Consider the following 15007-nt stretch of genomic DNA (forward strand, 5'->3'; position numbering starts at 1 on the left):
CCGGGACACCTGGGTCGAGGAGGTGTCCCGGACCGGACGATCGGGCGCCGGAGGGCGGGGGCCGGGGCCGCGGCCGGTCAGGCTCGGCTGACGTCCAGGAAGGACAGACCCGTGGTGGGCAGCGGCTTGAAGCCCGGGAGTGCCTTGTCGTTCCAGGCCGTGGGCAGCTTGCGGTGCAGGATCGGGTAGAGGGCGGCCTCGTCGGCGACAAGGTCGGTGACCTCGCCCCACAGCTCCTTGCGCTTGGCGTCGTCGGCGGCCTGGGCTGCCTTGTCGAGGGTCTGCCTGACCTTCGTGTACGCGGCGGACTTGCCCCAGCCGTATCGGCTCTCGGGCCAGAAGCCGTAGTAGAACCAGCGCAGCAGGAGGTCGGCGTCGTTGCCGAAGACGGACGGGTCGCCGGGGGCGACCAACACGTCGAAGGCGCCCTTGTCGACCTTGGCGTACTGGGCCGGGGACTGCGCGATGTCGAGGGTGACCTCGACGCCGGCCGCCTCCCAGCTCTCCTTCAGCAGCGGGGCGATGTCCTTGACCCATCCGGTGTCGGTGGTGAGGACGGTGAAGGAGAGGTTCTTGGCGCCCGCGTCGGCGAGCAGTTGCTTCGCCTTAGCCACGTCGTGCGTGTAGACCGTGGCGGCCTTGTGGTAGTCGGGATGAGTGGCGGGGACGTATCCGGTGGCCGGGGCGGCGTTGCCGACCATGGCGGTGGAGATGATCTTCTCGGTGTCCAGGGCGTAGTGCAGCGCCTGGCGCACGCGCTTGTCGGCGAACCGCTTGTCGGCGGTGTTGAACATCAGGAAGAGCAGGCCGAAGGACTGCACGGACGCGGTCTTCGAGGAGCCGGCGAGGCGCTTGACGTCGATGTAGGGGACGTCCTCGATGGCCTGGACCCGGCCGGACTCCATCGCGCTGACCCGCGCCGACTGGTCCGACATCAGGCGCCAGATCATCTTCTTGGCCTTGGCCGGGTGGGCGCCGTTGTACTTGTCGTACGCCTCGAAGACGATCTTGTCCTCCCGGGTCGCCTCGACGAACCTGTACGGCCCCGAGCCGACCGGCTTGGCGTCGAAGGCCTTGGGGTCGGGCTCGACGATCTTCTTCGGCACGATCCGGGCCACGGCTATGCGGGACGGGAAGAGCGCGAAAGGGTACGTGAGCTTGAACTCGACCGTGCCGGCGTCGACGGCCTTCACCGTGTCGATGAAGGGCACGAACTGCGCCATCAGCGAGGCGTTCTTCGGGTCCAGGATGCGTTCGAAGCTGAACACCACGTCGTCGGCGGTGACGGCCGACCCGTCATGGAAGGTCGCGCCCTCGCGGAGCGTGGCCCGGTAGGTGGTGGCGTTGATCTTCTGCGGCATCCCGGTGGCGAGCGCGGGGCGGGCCACGAGCGTTGCGGGATCGAGATCCACGAGGCCTTCGAAGATGTGCATATTGGCGGCGTACGGAGTCGCGCCCGAGGTGATCATCGGGTCGAAGCCGGTCGACAGGGGGTACGAGAGACCGGCCTCGATGAGGCCGTTGCCACTGCCCTTGCCCGCCGCGCCGTCGGCGGTCGATGACGGTCCGCCACAGGCGGAAAGGCTCGCCGTGATGGCGGCCGCCGCACCGACGGCACTGGTGTAACGCAGGAAGGTGCGGCGCTCGACACCGGCTGGTCTCAGCTCGGGCACGGGTCCTCCAGGGACGTGGAACGTAGGGGTGGGAACAGGCGTGGGAACGCGGGGATCACGAGGATCAGGAAGCCAAGCCATCAGACGTCAGATGTCTGATGCCTTGATAGCGTGGGAACGTAGCTTGACAATCGAGAGGGGTCAAGAGGTGGGGAGTTCACATATGTCCGGTACGAGGCCCGGCCGGCAGCTGCTTCGGCAGGAAGTCGTCGAGGGCATCAAGCGCTACATCCTCGAGAAGCGGCTCCGCCCCGGAGATCCGCTGCCCACCGAGCCGGCCCTGTGCGAGGCCCTCGGCGCCAGCCGTTCCAGCGTCCGCGAGGCGGTCAAGATCCTCAACGCGCTGGACATCGTGGAGGTGCGGCACGGGCACGGCACCTACGTGGGCAGGTTGAGCCTGTCCGCACTGGTGGAGAGCCTGACCTTCCGCGGCCTGCTCTCACCCGACGACGACTTCCAGGTGATGGCCGATCTCGTCGACGTACGCGAGCTCTTCGAGCGCGGGATGGCCGACCGGATCGTCTCGCTGCTCAGCCCGGAGCAGCTCGACGCGCTGGACGGACTGGTCGCCACCATGCGCGAGACCGGCGCGCAGGACGGGCACGGGTTCGTGGCGGCGGACCGAGCCTTCCACGCCCTGCTCGTCGCCCCGCTCGGCAATGACCTCATCGGCCAGCTCTCGATGGCGTTCTGGGACGTGTACACGATCGTCGCGCCCCATCTCGACGGATTCACGCACGCCGACGAGATGGCGACGATCGCCGCGCATCAGAACATCGTGGACGCCGCGCGGGCCGGGGACACCGGCGGCTTCCTCAAGGCGCTGGGCGAGCACTACGCCCCGGTCAGGCGCCGGATCTCGGAAGCCCGCGCCCGCGACAACGCCTCCGGCTGACCCGCCTGCCACCCCTCCTGGAGCGATGCAGTCCCTGGGCCCCACCGGGGTGGATCCTGGCGGGGTGGGGCCCTTGACGGCCACCGCGAGGGCTGCCTAGGGTCCGTGTGCCGACAGGACGTCTGACGTCTTCTGTCTCGATGTCCAGTGTTCAGCACCGCGGTTCCACCCCAGGAGGGCACCTCCATGCCGTTGACGGACCTCTCACTCGCCGACTGCCTCGACTACCGGCCCGAACTGGCTGTTCCCGCCGGTTTCGACGCCTTCTGGTCGAGCACCCTGGGCGCGGCACCCGCTGCCGAGGGACCCGGTCCGGCGGAGAAGCCGCTGTTCACACCCGTCGATACCGGGCTCGCCCGGATCCGTACGTACGATGTGACATTGCCCGGTTTCGCCGGGCGACCGGTCCATGGCTGGCTGCACCTGCCCGCCGGGGCCACCGGACCGCTCGGCTGCGTCGTCGAGTTCCTCGGCTACGGCCGCGGACGCGGCTTCGCCCACGAGAACCTGCTCTGGGTGTCCGCCGGGTACGCGCATCTGATCATGGACACCCGCGGTCAGGGCTGGTCGGCCGCGTCCGGCTCGACCGCCGATACGGACGCCGGCGCGGCCGGCACCGTACCCGGCTTCGTCACCCGCGGCATCGAGAGCCCCGAAACGTACTACTACCGGCGGGTGTTCACCGACGCGGTGCGCTGCGTCGAGGCGATGCGCGCCCACCCCGAGGTCGATCCCGGCCGGATCGTCGTCACCGGGGTCAGCCAGGGCGGCGGCATCGCGCTGGCCGTGTCGGGTCTCGTGCCGGGGCTGGCCGGGGTGATGCCGGATGTGCCGTTCCTCTGCAACTTCCGGCGGGCCGCGGAGATTTCGAGCCGGCCGCCGTACACCGAGATCGCCGAGTATCTGAAGCTCCACCGCGACCGCGCCGGGACGGTGTTCACGACGCTGTCGCATTTCGATGCCGCACTGCTCGCCACCCGCGCCACCGCTCCCGCGCTGTTCTCGATCGCGATGATGGACGAGATCTGCCCGCCTTCCACCTGCTTCACCGCCTACCACCACTACGCGGGGCCGAAGGACGTCCGGGTCTACGAGTTCAACGGGCACGAGGGCGGCGCGGCACATCACCAGCGGGAGCAACTGACCTGGGTGCGCTCCCTGTTCGCGGGCCCGCCGTCGGGGCGGGAAGCCGGCCGTTCCTGACCGCAGGCACCTTCCGTGCGCGGACGATCCATGATCAAGGATCCGAGGCTCTCCGACGCCACCGGCCGAATCCGCTCGTTGCGCATCCCGTCACCGACCGCACGCGGATCCCCGCGGCCTCGCGTCCCGCTCACCAGGCCCCTCGCGGGAGCCCTGCCGGGTCCTCGCCGGGTCCTGTCCCACAGTCTCCACCCTTCCGAGAAGCGCTACCCCTTCCGAGAAGAGAGATCGTCCATGCAGCGAAAAGTCTCTGTCGCCCTGCTCAGCGCCGCCATGCTGGTGGTCACTGCGACCGGAACCGCCCACGCCGCCTCCCCCACCGCCGCCGGTCAGCTGACATCCCAGGACCTGACCGTCGACGGAGTGGGCTCGCCCCACTACCGCATCCCGGCGCTCACCACCTCGGTCAAGGGCACGGTGCTCGCGGCCTACGACGCCCGCCCCACCCTCGGCGACCTGCCCGGCAACATCTCCGTCGTGCTGCGCCGCAGCACCGACGGAGGTGTGACATGGAAGCCGCAGCAGGTGGTACGCGAGGACGCCGCTCCCCAGGGCTACGGCGACCCGAGCCTGCTCGTCGACCGCACCACCGGCCGGATCTTCCTGTTCTACGCGGCCTCGGTGAACCAGGGATTCTTCGGCTCCGGCACCGGCAACGACGAGACCGACCCGGACATCATCCAGGCCGACTACAGCTACTCCGACGACGACGGGCTGACATGGACCCATCGTCGTATCACCAAGCAGATCAAGAACCCCGCCTGGGCGGGCATGTTCGCGGCCTCCGGCGAGGGCATCCAGCTGCGCCGGGGCCCGTACAAGGGCCGGCTGATCCAGCAGTACGCCGTCCGCATCAACGGTGCCAACCATGCGGCCAGCGCCTACAGCGACGACCACGGCGAGACCTGGAAGATGGGCAATCCGGTCGGTCCCGGCGGTGACGAGAACAAGACCGTCGAGCTGTCCGACGGCAGGATCATGCTCAACAACCGTTCGAAGCCGTACCGGACCATCGCGTACTCCACCGACGGCGGCGTCAACTACAGCCCGTTCACCCAGGACACCCAGCTCACCGACCCGGCGAACAACGCCTCGGTGATGCGCTACAACGCCGATGCCCCGCCGTCCGACCCGCAGTCGTCGTGGCTGCTGTTCAGCAACACGGAGGACGCCTCGGCACGGCGCACCCTCACGGTGAAGATGTCCTGCGACAACGGGCGGACCTGGCCGATCAGGAAGGTCGTCGACCCGGGAGCCGCGGCGTACTCGACCCTGACCAGGCTGCCCGACGGCCGCCTCGGACTGCTCTACGAGCGGGCCGACTACCAGCACATCACCTACTCGTCCTTCGATCTGAAGTGGCTCGGCGGCACCTGCGCGGACATCACGATCACTCCGCCCCCGACCCTGAAAGCGGGCGCGGGCGCCGAGGTGACCGTGCGCGTGGTCAACCGGATGGACGTGCGGCGCCAGCAGGGCACGGTGGATCTGACCGTGCCCGCGGGCTGGACGGCGAAGCAGGTCCGGATCCCCACGCTGGACCCGGGCCAGGGCGCGAACGTCAAGGTTCCGGTCGCCGTCGCGGCCGGGGCGTCCGGTGACGCCGCGCTCACCGCCACGTACCGGACGGCCGGGCTGCAGGCGTCCGGCGGCCGGACGGTGACCGTGACCCCGTAGCGGACCGGACCTCCGGGAGGTGCCGCGCGTCCTCGTTCCGCCCTCGTGCGGGTGCGACGATGGAGGCGTTCGGCACCTCCCGGAGCATCCGAGCAGGAGAACAGGTGGTCGTGCGGTGACAGTGACAGGCTTACGCATCGGGGTGGTCGGCGGCAGCATCGCCGGCTGCGCCCTGGCGATCGCGGGGGCACGGGCCGGGGCGGACGTCACCGTCCACGAGCGCAGCGACGGTGCGTTGCAGGACCGGGGGTTCGGCATCGTCATCCCGCCGTCGCTGCATCAGGAGCTGGTCGCGAGCGGCTATCTGGGCGCGGACATGCCGACGACACCGGTCGCCACCCGCGTCTGGCTGGCGCGGACGCCGGGGCGGCGGTCGACGCGCGAGCTGGCACGGCAGGCGTCCCCGGTGACGCCCTGCAACTGGGGTCTGCTGTGGCGGGCGTTGCGTGCGAACACCGGACAGAGCCGGTACCACCGCGGGTCGCCCGTCGTCTCCGTCGGCCGGACCTCCTCCGGTCGCGCCCTGATCCGTACCGCGAGCGGGGAGCAGGAGTACGACATCGTCGTCGGGGCCGACGGGCACCGGTCGGTCACCCGCGGGCTGATCGCACCGGAGGTTCGGCCGGCTCCCGCCGGATATCTGGTGTGGCGGGGCACGATTCCCCTGAGCTCGCTCAACGATCATCCGAAGCTGCTCGAACTCCTGCGGACCTCCTGGATCACCCTGGGATTTCCGGGCGGGCACGGTGTCTTCTATGTGATTCCGGGGGCCGTTGCGGGCTCGCTGCTGCTGGCCTACGCGATCTACGGCTTTCCCCCGGAGACGGAGCAGGAGACGCCGGTCGGTGCCGCGTACGTGCGGAGCATCGCGGAGGAGCACTTCCCGGCGGAGTGGGCCGATGTCGTCGCCCGGACGGAGCACACCTCCCAGGCGCTCCATCCGGTCGCCGACTTCGTCGTGCCCCGGGCCGCGGAGCCCCCGTTCCTGCTGGCGGGCGACGCGGCGAGTGTCACCCGACCGCACACCGCCAGCGGTGCGGTCAAGGCACTCCAGGACGCGCTGTGTCTGGAGCGGGCGCTGCGCGAATCCCCGTCGGTGGCAGCGGCGTTGCAACGGTACGCGGACGAGCGCACCGCCGAGGGGGCCCGCCTGGTCGAGCTGGGCCGCAGGCTGGGGCGTGAACTGGTCGAGAACACGCCCGACTGGCCGGCGATGGGGCCCGCCGACGTGGACGCGTGGAGCCGCGCCGCGTTGAACGGCGCCAGAAGCTACCTGTACGGCAGTGTCCGGCGCCGGTGACGGAACCCCGCCACCGGGCGGGTCGGCTCGACGGGTCGGCTCGGCGGGTCGGTTCGGCGAGTCCACCCGGCGGACCCGTCCGGTGGGTGCACGGGACGGGTCCGGCCGGCGGGTTCAGCGAGCGGGCAGCGTGGCCGACGCCGCGGCGGCGGTCAGCTCGGCCATGTCCACGACCCGTTCGGCGGCGTCCGCCACGGCCGGGTCGTGCGTGGCCACGACCGTGACGCAGTGATCCTGCCGGGTGCGTTCGGCGAGCAGTTCGGCCAGTTCGCCGGCGTGCGAGCGGTCGACAGCCGCGGTCGGTTCGTCGACCAGCAGCAGTTTCGGGGAGAGGAAGAGCGCACGGGCCAGTGCGACGCGCTGGCGTTCGCCGCCGGAGAGCTGTTCGGGACGGTGGCGCAGTCGATGGCCGAGGCCCACCACGGTCAGTGCCTCTTCGGCGCGGGAACGGTGTGCCCGGGGCCGTTCGCCGCTGATGTACGCGGCGGCCAGGAGCTGTTCGACGGCGGCCAGACCGGAGAGCAGATTGCCGCTCTGGAACATGTAGCCGATGCGTTCCCTGCGCACCTTGGCCCGCTGGGCGTCGGAGAGCGGCGCGAGGTCCTCACCGTCCAGCAGGACCTGCCCTGCGGTGGGCCGCAGCAGGGCGCCCGCGACGGCGAGCAGCGTGGACTTGCCGGAGCCCGACGGCCCGACAAGGGCGGTCATCCGGCCCGGTTCGAAAGTGACATCGAGTCCGTCGAAGACGGTGGTACGGGCATCGGCGCGGCCGAACGCGACGGTGACGCTGCTCAGTTCGAGGCTCATCGGTTGGCTCCCAGCATGGTCAACGGGTCGGCTCTGGTGACCCGCCGCAGGGTCAGGGCGGTGCCCGCGAGGCCGACGGCCGCGACGGTGCACATGGTGACGGCGAGGGTGGCGGCGGGCAGGCTGAACGGCACCTGTTCACCGACCAGCAGCCCGACCGCTCCGGCCAGGACGGCGCCCGCGGCGGTGCCGAGGACGACGACGAGGGCGGCCTGGAGCACGGTGTGGGCGAGCAGCCGCCGGCGCGAGGCGCCCAGCGCACGCAGCAGGGCGAGTTCGGGCTGACGCTGCACGGTCCATACGGCGAAGAAGGCGCCGACCACCAGAGGGGCGATCAGGTAGAGGAAGACCTGGATCGAGTTCATGGTGACGCGTTCACCGGTGTAGCCGGGCGCAGCCTCGTACGCCTTCTCCTTGGTGAGGGTGGTGGTGGAGTGCCGCGCGTCGAGGTCGGAGGTCGAGGCCTTGGCCGGGGTGCGCAGGGCCAGGGCGCTGAACTGGTCGGGGATCGCGGCGGCGGACGAGGCCGGCGCGCCCGGAGTGCTGAAGCGGATGCGCTGCCAGGTCTTCAACGGCACGTAGGCGGCGGCCACATGGCCGTAGCTGGAGCGTTCGGTCGCTCCGACGACGTGCAACCTGATGCCGAGCCGGTCGATGACCAGGGTGTCTCCGACCCGTACGCCCTCGTCGGCGAGCTTGGCGGACATCACGACGCTGTCCGCCCCCGCGTGCGCGAGGCCGTGGCCCTGGGTGACGGAGGGGCTGAGGAAGGAGTCGGGCTCGACTCCGAAGGCGGCGAGATCGACCTCGGTGCCCCGGTTCGTCGTACCGCGAGTGATGGAGACGCCCAGCGGGGCCGTTTCGGTGTTCGCGTCCTTGCGCCAGGCGTCAGCCGTCTTTTCGTCGAGGAGGCTGCGGGCGAACTGGTCGGACCGCGCGTCGGAGGAGAACACCAGCTGCGAGGCCGGCAGCCGGCGCAGCGCGGAGATGGTGTCGTCGCCGAGGCCGGTGGTGAAGCCGGAGACGATGCCGACGAGTGCGGCGACCAGCACCACGACGGAACCCATGAGCAGGAAGCGCCCTCGGGCGGCGCGCAGCTCCAGCAGAGCGAGGAACACGGCGGTTCCCTTCGATGGATGAATGTTAGGGACGGTGTGTCGCCAACATAGACGATGGGGACGCGGCGTCGCCAAGTGGGGGTCGAAAGAGCGCCGGGGCTTCTAGACTGTGCGCGTGCCCAGGATCAGAGCCGCCACGGTCGTCGAGCACCACGCCCAGCAGCGGCTGGCCCTGGTGCGGGCGGCGCGCGAACTGCTGGAGGGCGGCGACGCCGAGGACGTGACCTTCACGGCGGTCGCCAGGGCCACCGGCCTGGCGCGCAACAGCCTGTACAAGTACTTCCCGGGCCGCCCCGAGCTGCTCGCCGCCGTCGTCGAGGACGCGATGCCGCGCTGGACGGACGCCATCCGGGCCGGCATGTCGGCGGCCGGTACGCCCGAGGAGAAGATTGCCGCGTATGTGTCGTCCCAGCTGGAGCTCGTGCGCAGCGGTGAACACCGGATCGCCCAGGCGCTGGCCGGGGTCCGGGACGCGACAGTGGTGCGGGAGAGCGCGGTGCGGGCCCACCGGGAGCTGCTCACCCCGTTGATCGACGCGCTCAACGAGCTGGGCGAGGAGGATCCACGGCGCACGGCACTGCTGTTGCAGGGGATCGTCAACGCCGCCACGACGGCGATCGAGTCGGGCGACGACCACACGGCGGTGGCGGAGCGGGCGGTACGGATGGCGGTCACCGCGATCACGGGGGTCACCGCGGGGCGGTGACGGCGGCGGACTCAGGCCGCCCTCTCCCCCGGCCCCGGGCCTTCGCCGGTCCTGGGCGCCCGGCAACCGGGACCAGCGACCGGCGACCGGCGACCGGTTGCCTGTTACCGGCCCGCCGCCGGTTCCAGACGGGAGCGGATGCCGTCGAAGTGGGTGCGCATGGCGCGCACCGCGCGTTCTCCGTCGGCCGCCGCGACCGCCGCGACGATCTCGCGGTGCTGGACACAGATGGCGGCGGGGTCCTGATGGCCGTCGTCGAGGTCTTCGCGGACCCGGTCCATGGCCGCCCAGAAGGCGTCCAGCACCTCACTGAGCAGATGGTTGTCGAGCGAGGCGTAGAGCGCGAGATGGAAGGCGCGGTCGGTGTCGCGCGCCACCCGGCCGCCGTCGCGGGCCTCCTCCTCCATCCGCGCGACCAGGCCACGCAGCACTTCGAGGTCCTCGTCGGGGATACCGGCCGAGACGGACCCGACCAGGCCCGCCTCCAGGGCTTCGCGCACCTTCATCAGCTCGTAGAGGCCCGGTTCGCCCTGCCGGTGACGCACGGCGGCACGGAAGGCGAGCCCCTCGGCGAAGGGTGACAGGGAGAGCGAGCCGACGAAGGTGCCGGAGCCCCGGCGGATCTCCACGACATTGACGGCCTGGAGCGCCTTGAGGGCTTCGCGCACCGACACCCGGCCGACACCGAAGAGCTCCATCAGCTCCGCCTCGGTGGGCAGGGCGTCGCCGGGGGCGAGCCTGCGCTCCAGGATCAGCTCCTTGAGCCGGCGCTCTATGTCCTGAGCCATGGTGGGGCGGACCACAACGTCCTCCTGAGATGCGATTGCCCCTTGACCGGTCACAGGAGCATCTGTTTAAGGTGAGGCCAGACATAGGACATCTTACGTCTCATGTCTCGATCCGTGTAGCCGCTCCGGGCCACGGATCGGCGTTCCGACCGAGCTGGAGAGCCCTCACATGTCCCTGACCGCACCGCTGCACGGCGTCGTCCCGCCGGTCTGCACCCCGCTCGACTCCCAGGGGGAGGTCGACGCCGCGTCCCTCGCGCGGCTCGTCGAGCACCTCGTCGCCGGTGGTGTGCACGGGCTGTTCGCGCTCGGCTCCACCAGCGAGGTCGCCTACCTCACCGACGAACAGCGCGCCACGGCGCTGGAGACCGTGGTCAACGTGGCCGACGGCAGGGTTCCGGTGCTCGCCGGTGTCATCGACACCACCACCGCGCGCGTCGTCGAGCACGCCAGGTCCGCCGCGGAACTGGGCGCGGACGCCCTGGTCGCGACCGCGCCGTTCTACACCCGTACCCATGGCAAGGAGATCGCCCAGCACTTCCGGCGGCTGCGCGCGGCGGTCGATCTGCCGCTGTTCGCGTACGACATCCCGGTCGCCGTGCACAGCAAGCTCTCCGCCGCACTCGTGCGCGAGCTCGCCGAGGACGGCACGCTGGCCGGTCTGAAGGACAGCAGCGGCGACGAGGGCGGACTGCGCCGGCTGCTCGTCGAACTGGGCGGACGGGACGGCCGCAAGGAGGGCCCGGCACCGCGATTCAGCGTGCTCACCGGCTCCGAACTCACCGTGGACGCCGCCCTGCTGGCCGGCGTCGACGGTGTCGTACCGGGCATCGGCAACGTCGATCCGGCCGGCTATGTGCGGCTGTACGACGCCGCGCGGGCCGGGAACTGGGCACTGGCCGCCAAGGAGCAGGAGCGGCTCGTCGAGCTGTTCGGCATGGTCGACGTCGGGCCGGAGGCGGACATGGGCCGCAGCTCCTCGGCGCTCGGCTCCTTCAAGGCGGCGCTCCACCTGCTCGGCATCATCGAGTGCGGCGACACCGCCTTCCCGCAGATCCGGCTGGGCGCCGAGTCGGTCGGACTGGTCGCCCAGCGCCTGCGCGCCGCCGGTCTGCCGCCGGTCCGATGAGTTCCGCCACCTTGTCCGGCGGCACCGGCGCCCTCGTGATCGGCCTCGATCTGGGCGGCACGAAGATCGCCGCCGCGCTCTTCGACGCGGACGGTGCGGTGCTGGCCCGGCACACCCGGCCCACCCCGGCCCTGGAGGGCGCGGCCGCCGTGCTGGACGCACTCGCCGGGGCCGCCGCCGCCGTCGACCCGGGGCGGCGGGCAACCGCGCTCGGGATCGCGGCGGCCGGGGTCGTCGATCCCCGTACCGGCGTGGTCACCAGCGCCACCGATTCCATCCGCGGCTGGGCGGGCACCGCATTGGGCGCCGGTCTCGCGGACCGTACCGGGCTCCCGGTGGCCTGCGACAACGACGTACGCGCCACGGCCGGACCGGAACTCGCGGCACTGCGGGCGCACCGGACGGGCCATGGGCCGTCGTCGGGCGCGGCCGGACCGGACGGGCCCGACCATGCGGCGTCGGACACGCCCGGAGCGGGCGGACCGGACCATGCGGAGCCCCTCGCGCCCGAAGCGGGCCGCAGGTCTCCCGGAGCGGGCGGACCGGACCGCCTGGCACCTGGCGCGCACGGTCCGGGCCGGGGGTCGCTGCTCTTCGTGGCGGTCGGTACGGGCGTGGGCGGTGCGATCGCCGTCGACGGGTGGATGCTGCACGGCGCCGCCGGGATCGCCGGGCACCTCGGCCATCTGCCCAGCCCCGAGGCGGCCGGGCTGCCCTGCACCTGCGGCGCCACCGGGCATCTGGAGGTCATCGCCTCCGGGCCCGGCATCGTCGCCCACTACGAGCGGCTGGCCGGTTCTCCGGTGGACCGGCTCGAAACCGTCGCCGCCCGTGCCGCGCGGTCGGACGCCGCCGCCGTCCGCGCCATCACCGTCGGCGCGGCCGCCACCGGTCATGTGCTCGGCGGACTCGCCAACGCGCTGGGGCCCGACCGGGTCGTCGTCGGCGGCGGTGTGCCGCGGATCGGCCCGCTGTACGGGGACGCCCTGACCGCCGCCTTCGCCGCGGAGCTGATGCCGCCGCTGCGCGGACTCGTACCCGAGGCGCCGCTGTTCGGCGCCGACGCGGCCGTGCTCGGCGCCGCCGCCCTGACCACCACTCTTCCCCTCCACCACCCAGGACACCCAGGAGCCGCTCGATGACAGCACAGGAACTGGCCACTTCCCTCCAGGGCAGGCTGATCGTGTCCTGTCAGGCGCCCCCCGGCGACCCGATGCGGGAGACCGGCACCCTCGTCCGACTCGCCCGGTCGGCCGTCGCGGGCGGCGGTGCGGCGATCCGCGCCAACGAACCGGCCGTCGTCGCCGCGATCGTCGAGGCCGTCGATCTGCCGGTCATCGGTCTGTGGAAGGACGGTGACGTGGGCGTCTACATCACCCCGACCGTCCGGCACGCCCTGGCGATCGTCGAGGCGGGCGCCGCCGTCGTCGCCGCGGACGCCACCGACCGGCCGCGCCCCGACGGCTCCTCCTTCGCCGAGCTGGTCGCGGCGGTCCACGGGGCCGGCGCCCTGGTCATGGCCGATGTCTCCACGCTCACCGAGGGCATCGCGGCAGCCGGGCAGGGCGCGGACTTCGTCTCCACCACGCTCTCCGGCTACGTCCCCGGCACACCGGAACAGACCGGCCCCGACCTCGAACTGGTCGCCGCGCTCTCCGCCGCGATCGACGTCCCCGTCGTCGCCGAAGGCCGTATCAACACGCCCGACGACGCCGCCGCAGCCCTGGCCCGCGGCGCCCACAGCGTCGTCGTCGGCACCGCCATCACCGCCCCCACCGCCCTGACCGCCCGCTTCGTCGCGGGCATCGCCCGGCGCTGACCTGTCCCCACCACGCGGGCCGGCCGCTCAACGGCGAGCGCCGTCCCGCATCCTGGAGTCACCGTGCAGACCACATCATCTCCATCGCTCCCCTGGTACCGCGAAGTGAGCGGCACCCAGTGGAAGTCGTTCTTCGCCGCCTGGATCGGCTACGTCCTCGACGGCTTCGACTTCGTGCTGATCACGCTCGTGCTCACCGAGATCAGTGACGACTTCGGCCTGAGCACGGTGCAGGCCGCGAGCCTGATCTCCGGTGCGTTCATCACCCGCTGGCTGGGCGGTGCGGTGCTCGGCGCCATCGGCGACCGGTACGGCCGCAAGCTCTCCATGGTCCTGAGCATCCTGCTGTACTCGCTCGGCACCTTCGCCTGCGGATTCGCCTGGAACTACCAGAGTCTGTTCGCGGCCCGGCTCGCCATCGGCATGGGCATGGCCGGTGAGTACAGTGCCAGCGCCACGTACGTCATGGAGAGCTGGCCCGCGCGGCTCCGCAGCCGGGCCAGCGGTTTTCTGATCTCCGGTTTCTCGGTCGGCTCGGTGCTCGCCGCACAGGTCTACACGTGGGTGGTGCCGTCGCTCGGCTGGCGGTGGATGTTCTATCTGGGCCTGATACCGATCGCCATCGCGCTGTGGATGCGGCGCGCGCTGCCGGAGGCCGAGGAGTGGACGGCGACCGTGGCGGAGAAGGGGGCCAGGCCCAACCCGTTCCGGCCGCTGTTCGTGACCCGTGTCCGGGCCGCCGTCAACACGGTTCTGATCGTCCTCGCCACCGTCTCGCTCTTTCTGGTCTTCACCCCGGGCGGTGCCGGAATGGTTCCGGTGCTCTCGGTGGTCGCCGGACTCGCGCTCGCCGCGTTCGCCGTACAGCTCGGCGGGAAGCGGAGCTGGGTGCTGTATCTGTCGATGATCGTGACGCTGTTCTTCGCGTTCCTGTACTCGTGGCCGATCCAGGCGCTGCTGCCCACGTATCTGAAGACCGAACTCGGCTACACCACCGGCCAGGTCACCGATGTCCTGTACTTCGCGGGCTTCGGCACCATGGCCGGCTGCTGGACCGCGGGCTTCCTCGGCGACCGGATCGGGGCGAAGAAGGCGTACGCGCTGACGCTGCTGGCCTCGCTGGCCTTCGTCTATCCGGTCTTCGCCGTGCACGACAATCTGCTGCTGCTCGGCATCCTGCTCTTCCTGCTCCAGGCGACCAGTTTCGGCATCTCCGGACTGCTTCCCCGGTACATCGGCGGGCACTTCCCGACCGAGAGCCGGGGCGCGGCGCTCGGCTTCACGTACAACGTGGGCGCGCTGGGCGGTGCCGTGGCCCCGGTCCTGGGCGCGCATCTGGCGTCCGGGATGGATCTGGGACAGGCGCTGGCCGTGCTCACGTTCGCCGGCACGGTGATCGTGGTGCTGCTGGTCGGGTTCGATGTGCCGGCCCGGCTCAACCGGCTGACCGACCCGGAGGCGGAGTGGGACCACCTCGCGGCACCGCCGGAAGCGGAGCGGGGCGCGAGCGCCCGGACCGTCGTCGGGTGAGGCGCGCCGTCCCCCTCGCCACCGGCGCCCGACGCGCCCTCGCCCCGCCCCTCAGGGACAGGAGTGCGTCAACGACTCCGCCACGCACGCCGGCTTCGCGGGCCCTTCGAGTTCGAAGGTGGACGACCGGGTCATCTCGACGCCGCCACGCGCGCGACCTCCCTCACCCCGGCGATCGAGGCGTGCAGCCGGACCCCGCTGCCGACCGGCACCGGCGCCGGGTGGCGGACCCGGTCGACCCCGTGGTCGAGGGCGCGCCCCACGCCCTGGCGGCTACGGTGCCGGCCGGGGCCTGGGGCCTCTCGTTCGGATCAGGCCGGGCCCGCGTGCCCGGCTCGCTGATCCGGCCCGATCCGAACGAA

The 15007-nt window shown here is 71.5% G+C and carries 13 protein-coding genes and 1 pseudogene; 9 read left to right on the forward strand and 5 right to left on the reverse strand.

The features are described 5' to 3' along the window. Positions 1-77: 77 nt before the first annotated feature. Complete coding sequence (locus ACZ68L_RS11260; protein WP_469576127.1) at positions 78-1673, reverse strand: ABC transporter substrate-binding protein; 1596 nt, start codon at positions 1671-1673, stop codon at positions 78-80. A 163-nt stretch (positions 1674-1836) separates the two neighbouring features. Between ACZ68L_RS11260 and ACZ68L_RS11265 the strand changes: the two genes are divergently transcribed. The 4 genes from ACZ68L_RS11265 (at position 1837) to ACZ68L_RS11280 (ending at position 6748) form a co-directional block, all read left to right on the forward strand. Continuing rightward, positions 1837-2568, forward strand: coding sequence for a FadR/GntR family transcriptional regulator (locus ACZ68L_RS11265; protein ID WP_469576129.1), 732 nt, complete (start codon positions 1837-1839; stop codon positions 2566-2568). Positions 2569-2754: 186 nt separating this feature from the next. Beyond that, positions 2755-3771, forward strand: a complete 1017-nt coding sequence (locus ACZ68L_RS11270; protein WP_469576130.1) for an acetylxylan esterase — start codon at positions 2755-2757, stop codon at positions 3769-3771. Positions 3772-4005: 234 nt separating this feature from the next. Next, complete coding sequence (locus tag ACZ68L_RS11275; protein WP_469576131.1) at positions 4006-5448, forward strand: sialidase family protein; 1443 nt, start codon at positions 4006-4008, stop codon at positions 5446-5448. A 115-nt stretch (positions 5449-5563) separates the two neighbouring features. Further along, entirely contained in the window at positions 5564-6748 is a 1185-nt protein-coding gene (locus ACZ68L_RS11280; RefSeq protein ID WP_469576132.1) for an FAD-dependent monooxygenase, read from the forward strand. A 114-nt stretch (positions 6749-6862) separates the two neighbouring features. On the opposite strand, the gene ACZ68L_RS11285 is transcribed toward ACZ68L_RS11280, so the two are convergent. Then, complete coding sequence (locus tag ACZ68L_RS11285) at positions 6863-7555, reverse strand: ABC transporter ATP-binding protein (protein ID WP_469576134.1); 693 nt, start codon at positions 7553-7555, stop codon at positions 6863-6865. Continuing rightward, on the reverse strand, positions 7552-8673 hold the full coding sequence (locus ACZ68L_RS11290) for an ABC transporter permease (protein ID WP_469576135.1): 1122 nt from the start codon (positions 8671-8673) through the stop codon (positions 7552-7554). The genes ACZ68L_RS11285 and ACZ68L_RS11290 overlap by 4 nt, the downstream gene beginning before the upstream one ends. A 115-nt stretch (positions 8674-8788) precedes the next feature. Between ACZ68L_RS11290 and ACZ68L_RS11295 the strand changes: the two genes are divergently transcribed. Continuing rightward, complete coding sequence (locus tag ACZ68L_RS11295; RefSeq protein ID WP_469576137.1) at positions 8789-9379, forward strand: TetR/AcrR family transcriptional regulator; 591 nt, start codon at positions 8789-8791, stop codon at positions 9377-9379. A 104-nt stretch (positions 9380-9483) separates the two neighbouring features. Here the strand turns inward: ACZ68L_RS11295 and ACZ68L_RS11300 are convergent, their stop codons facing one another. After that, entirely contained in the window at positions 9484-10182 is a 699-nt protein-coding gene (locus ACZ68L_RS11300; protein WP_469576138.1) for a FadR/GntR family transcriptional regulator, read from the reverse strand. Positions 10183-10336: 154 nt separating this feature from the next. Here ACZ68L_RS11300 and ACZ68L_RS11305 point away from each other — a divergent pair, with 154 nt between their 5' ends. The 4 genes from ACZ68L_RS11305 to ACZ68L_RS11320 all read left to right on the forward strand — a co-directional run bounded on the left by ACZ68L_RS11305 (position 10337) and on the right by ACZ68L_RS11320 (position 14645). Then, positions 10337-11296 carry a dihydrodipicolinate synthase family protein gene (locus ACZ68L_RS11305; RefSeq protein WP_469576140.1) on the forward strand — a complete coding sequence of 320 codons (960 nt, stop codon included), beginning with the start codon at positions 10337-10339 and terminating at the stop codon, positions 11294-11296. Beyond that, positions 11293-12438, forward strand: a complete 1146-nt coding sequence (locus ACZ68L_RS11310) for an ROK family protein (protein ID WP_469576141.1) — start codon at positions 11293-11295, stop codon at positions 12436-12438. Before ACZ68L_RS11305 ends, ACZ68L_RS11310 begins: the two co-directional genes overlap by 4 nt. Next, on the forward strand, positions 12435-13115 hold the full coding sequence (locus ACZ68L_RS11315) for an N-acetylmannosamine-6-phosphate 2-epimerase (protein ID WP_469576143.1): 681 nt from the start codon (positions 12435-12437) through the stop codon (positions 13113-13115). The genes ACZ68L_RS11310 and ACZ68L_RS11315 overlap by 4 nt, the downstream gene beginning before the upstream one ends. Before the next feature lie 63 nt (positions 13116-13178). Next, positions 13179-14645, forward strand: a complete 1467-nt coding sequence (locus ACZ68L_RS11320) for a sialate:H+ symport family MFS transporter (RefSeq protein WP_469576144.1) — start codon at positions 13179-13181, stop codon at positions 14643-14645. A gap of 51 nt (positions 14646-14696) precedes the next feature. Here ACZ68L_RS11320 and ACZ68L_RS11325 read toward each other — a convergent pair. Next, positions 14697-14911: pseudogene (locus ACZ68L_RS11325) on the reverse strand (hotdog family protein); the annotation flags it as partial. Between the last annotated feature and the right edge of the window lie 96 nt (positions 14912-15007).

It is taken from the genome of Streptomyces sp. NPDC104309, assembly GCF_055584025.1.

Coding starts and splice junctions, on each gene's coding strand:
- ACZ68L_RS11310 (WP_469576141.1), top strand. CDS start 11,293: ATGAGTTCCGCCACCTTGTCCGGCGGCACCGGCGCCCTCGTGATCGGC.
- ACZ68L_RS11305 (WP_469576140.1), top strand. CDS start 10,337: ATGTCCCTGACCGCACCGCTGCACGGCGTCGTCCCGCCGGTCTGCACC.
- ACZ68L_RS11285 (WP_469576134.1), bottom strand. CDS start 7,555: ATGAGCCTCGAACTGAGCAGCGTCACCGTCGCGTTCGGCCGCGCCGAT.
- ACZ68L_RS11315 (WP_469576143.1), top strand. CDS start 12,435: ATGACAGCACAGGAACTGGCCACTTCCCTCCAGGGCAGGCTGATCGTG.
- ACZ68L_RS11265 (WP_469576129.1), top strand. CDS start 1,837: ATGTCCGGTACGAGGCCCGGCCGGCAGCTGCTTCGGCAGGAAGTCGTC.
- ACZ68L_RS11270 (WP_469576130.1), top strand. CDS start 2,755: ATGCCGTTGACGGACCTCTCACTCGCCGACTGCCTCGACTACCGGCCC.
- ACZ68L_RS11275 (WP_469576131.1), top strand. CDS start 4,006: ATGCAGCGAAAAGTCTCTGTCGCCCTGCTCAGCGCCGCCATGCTGGTG.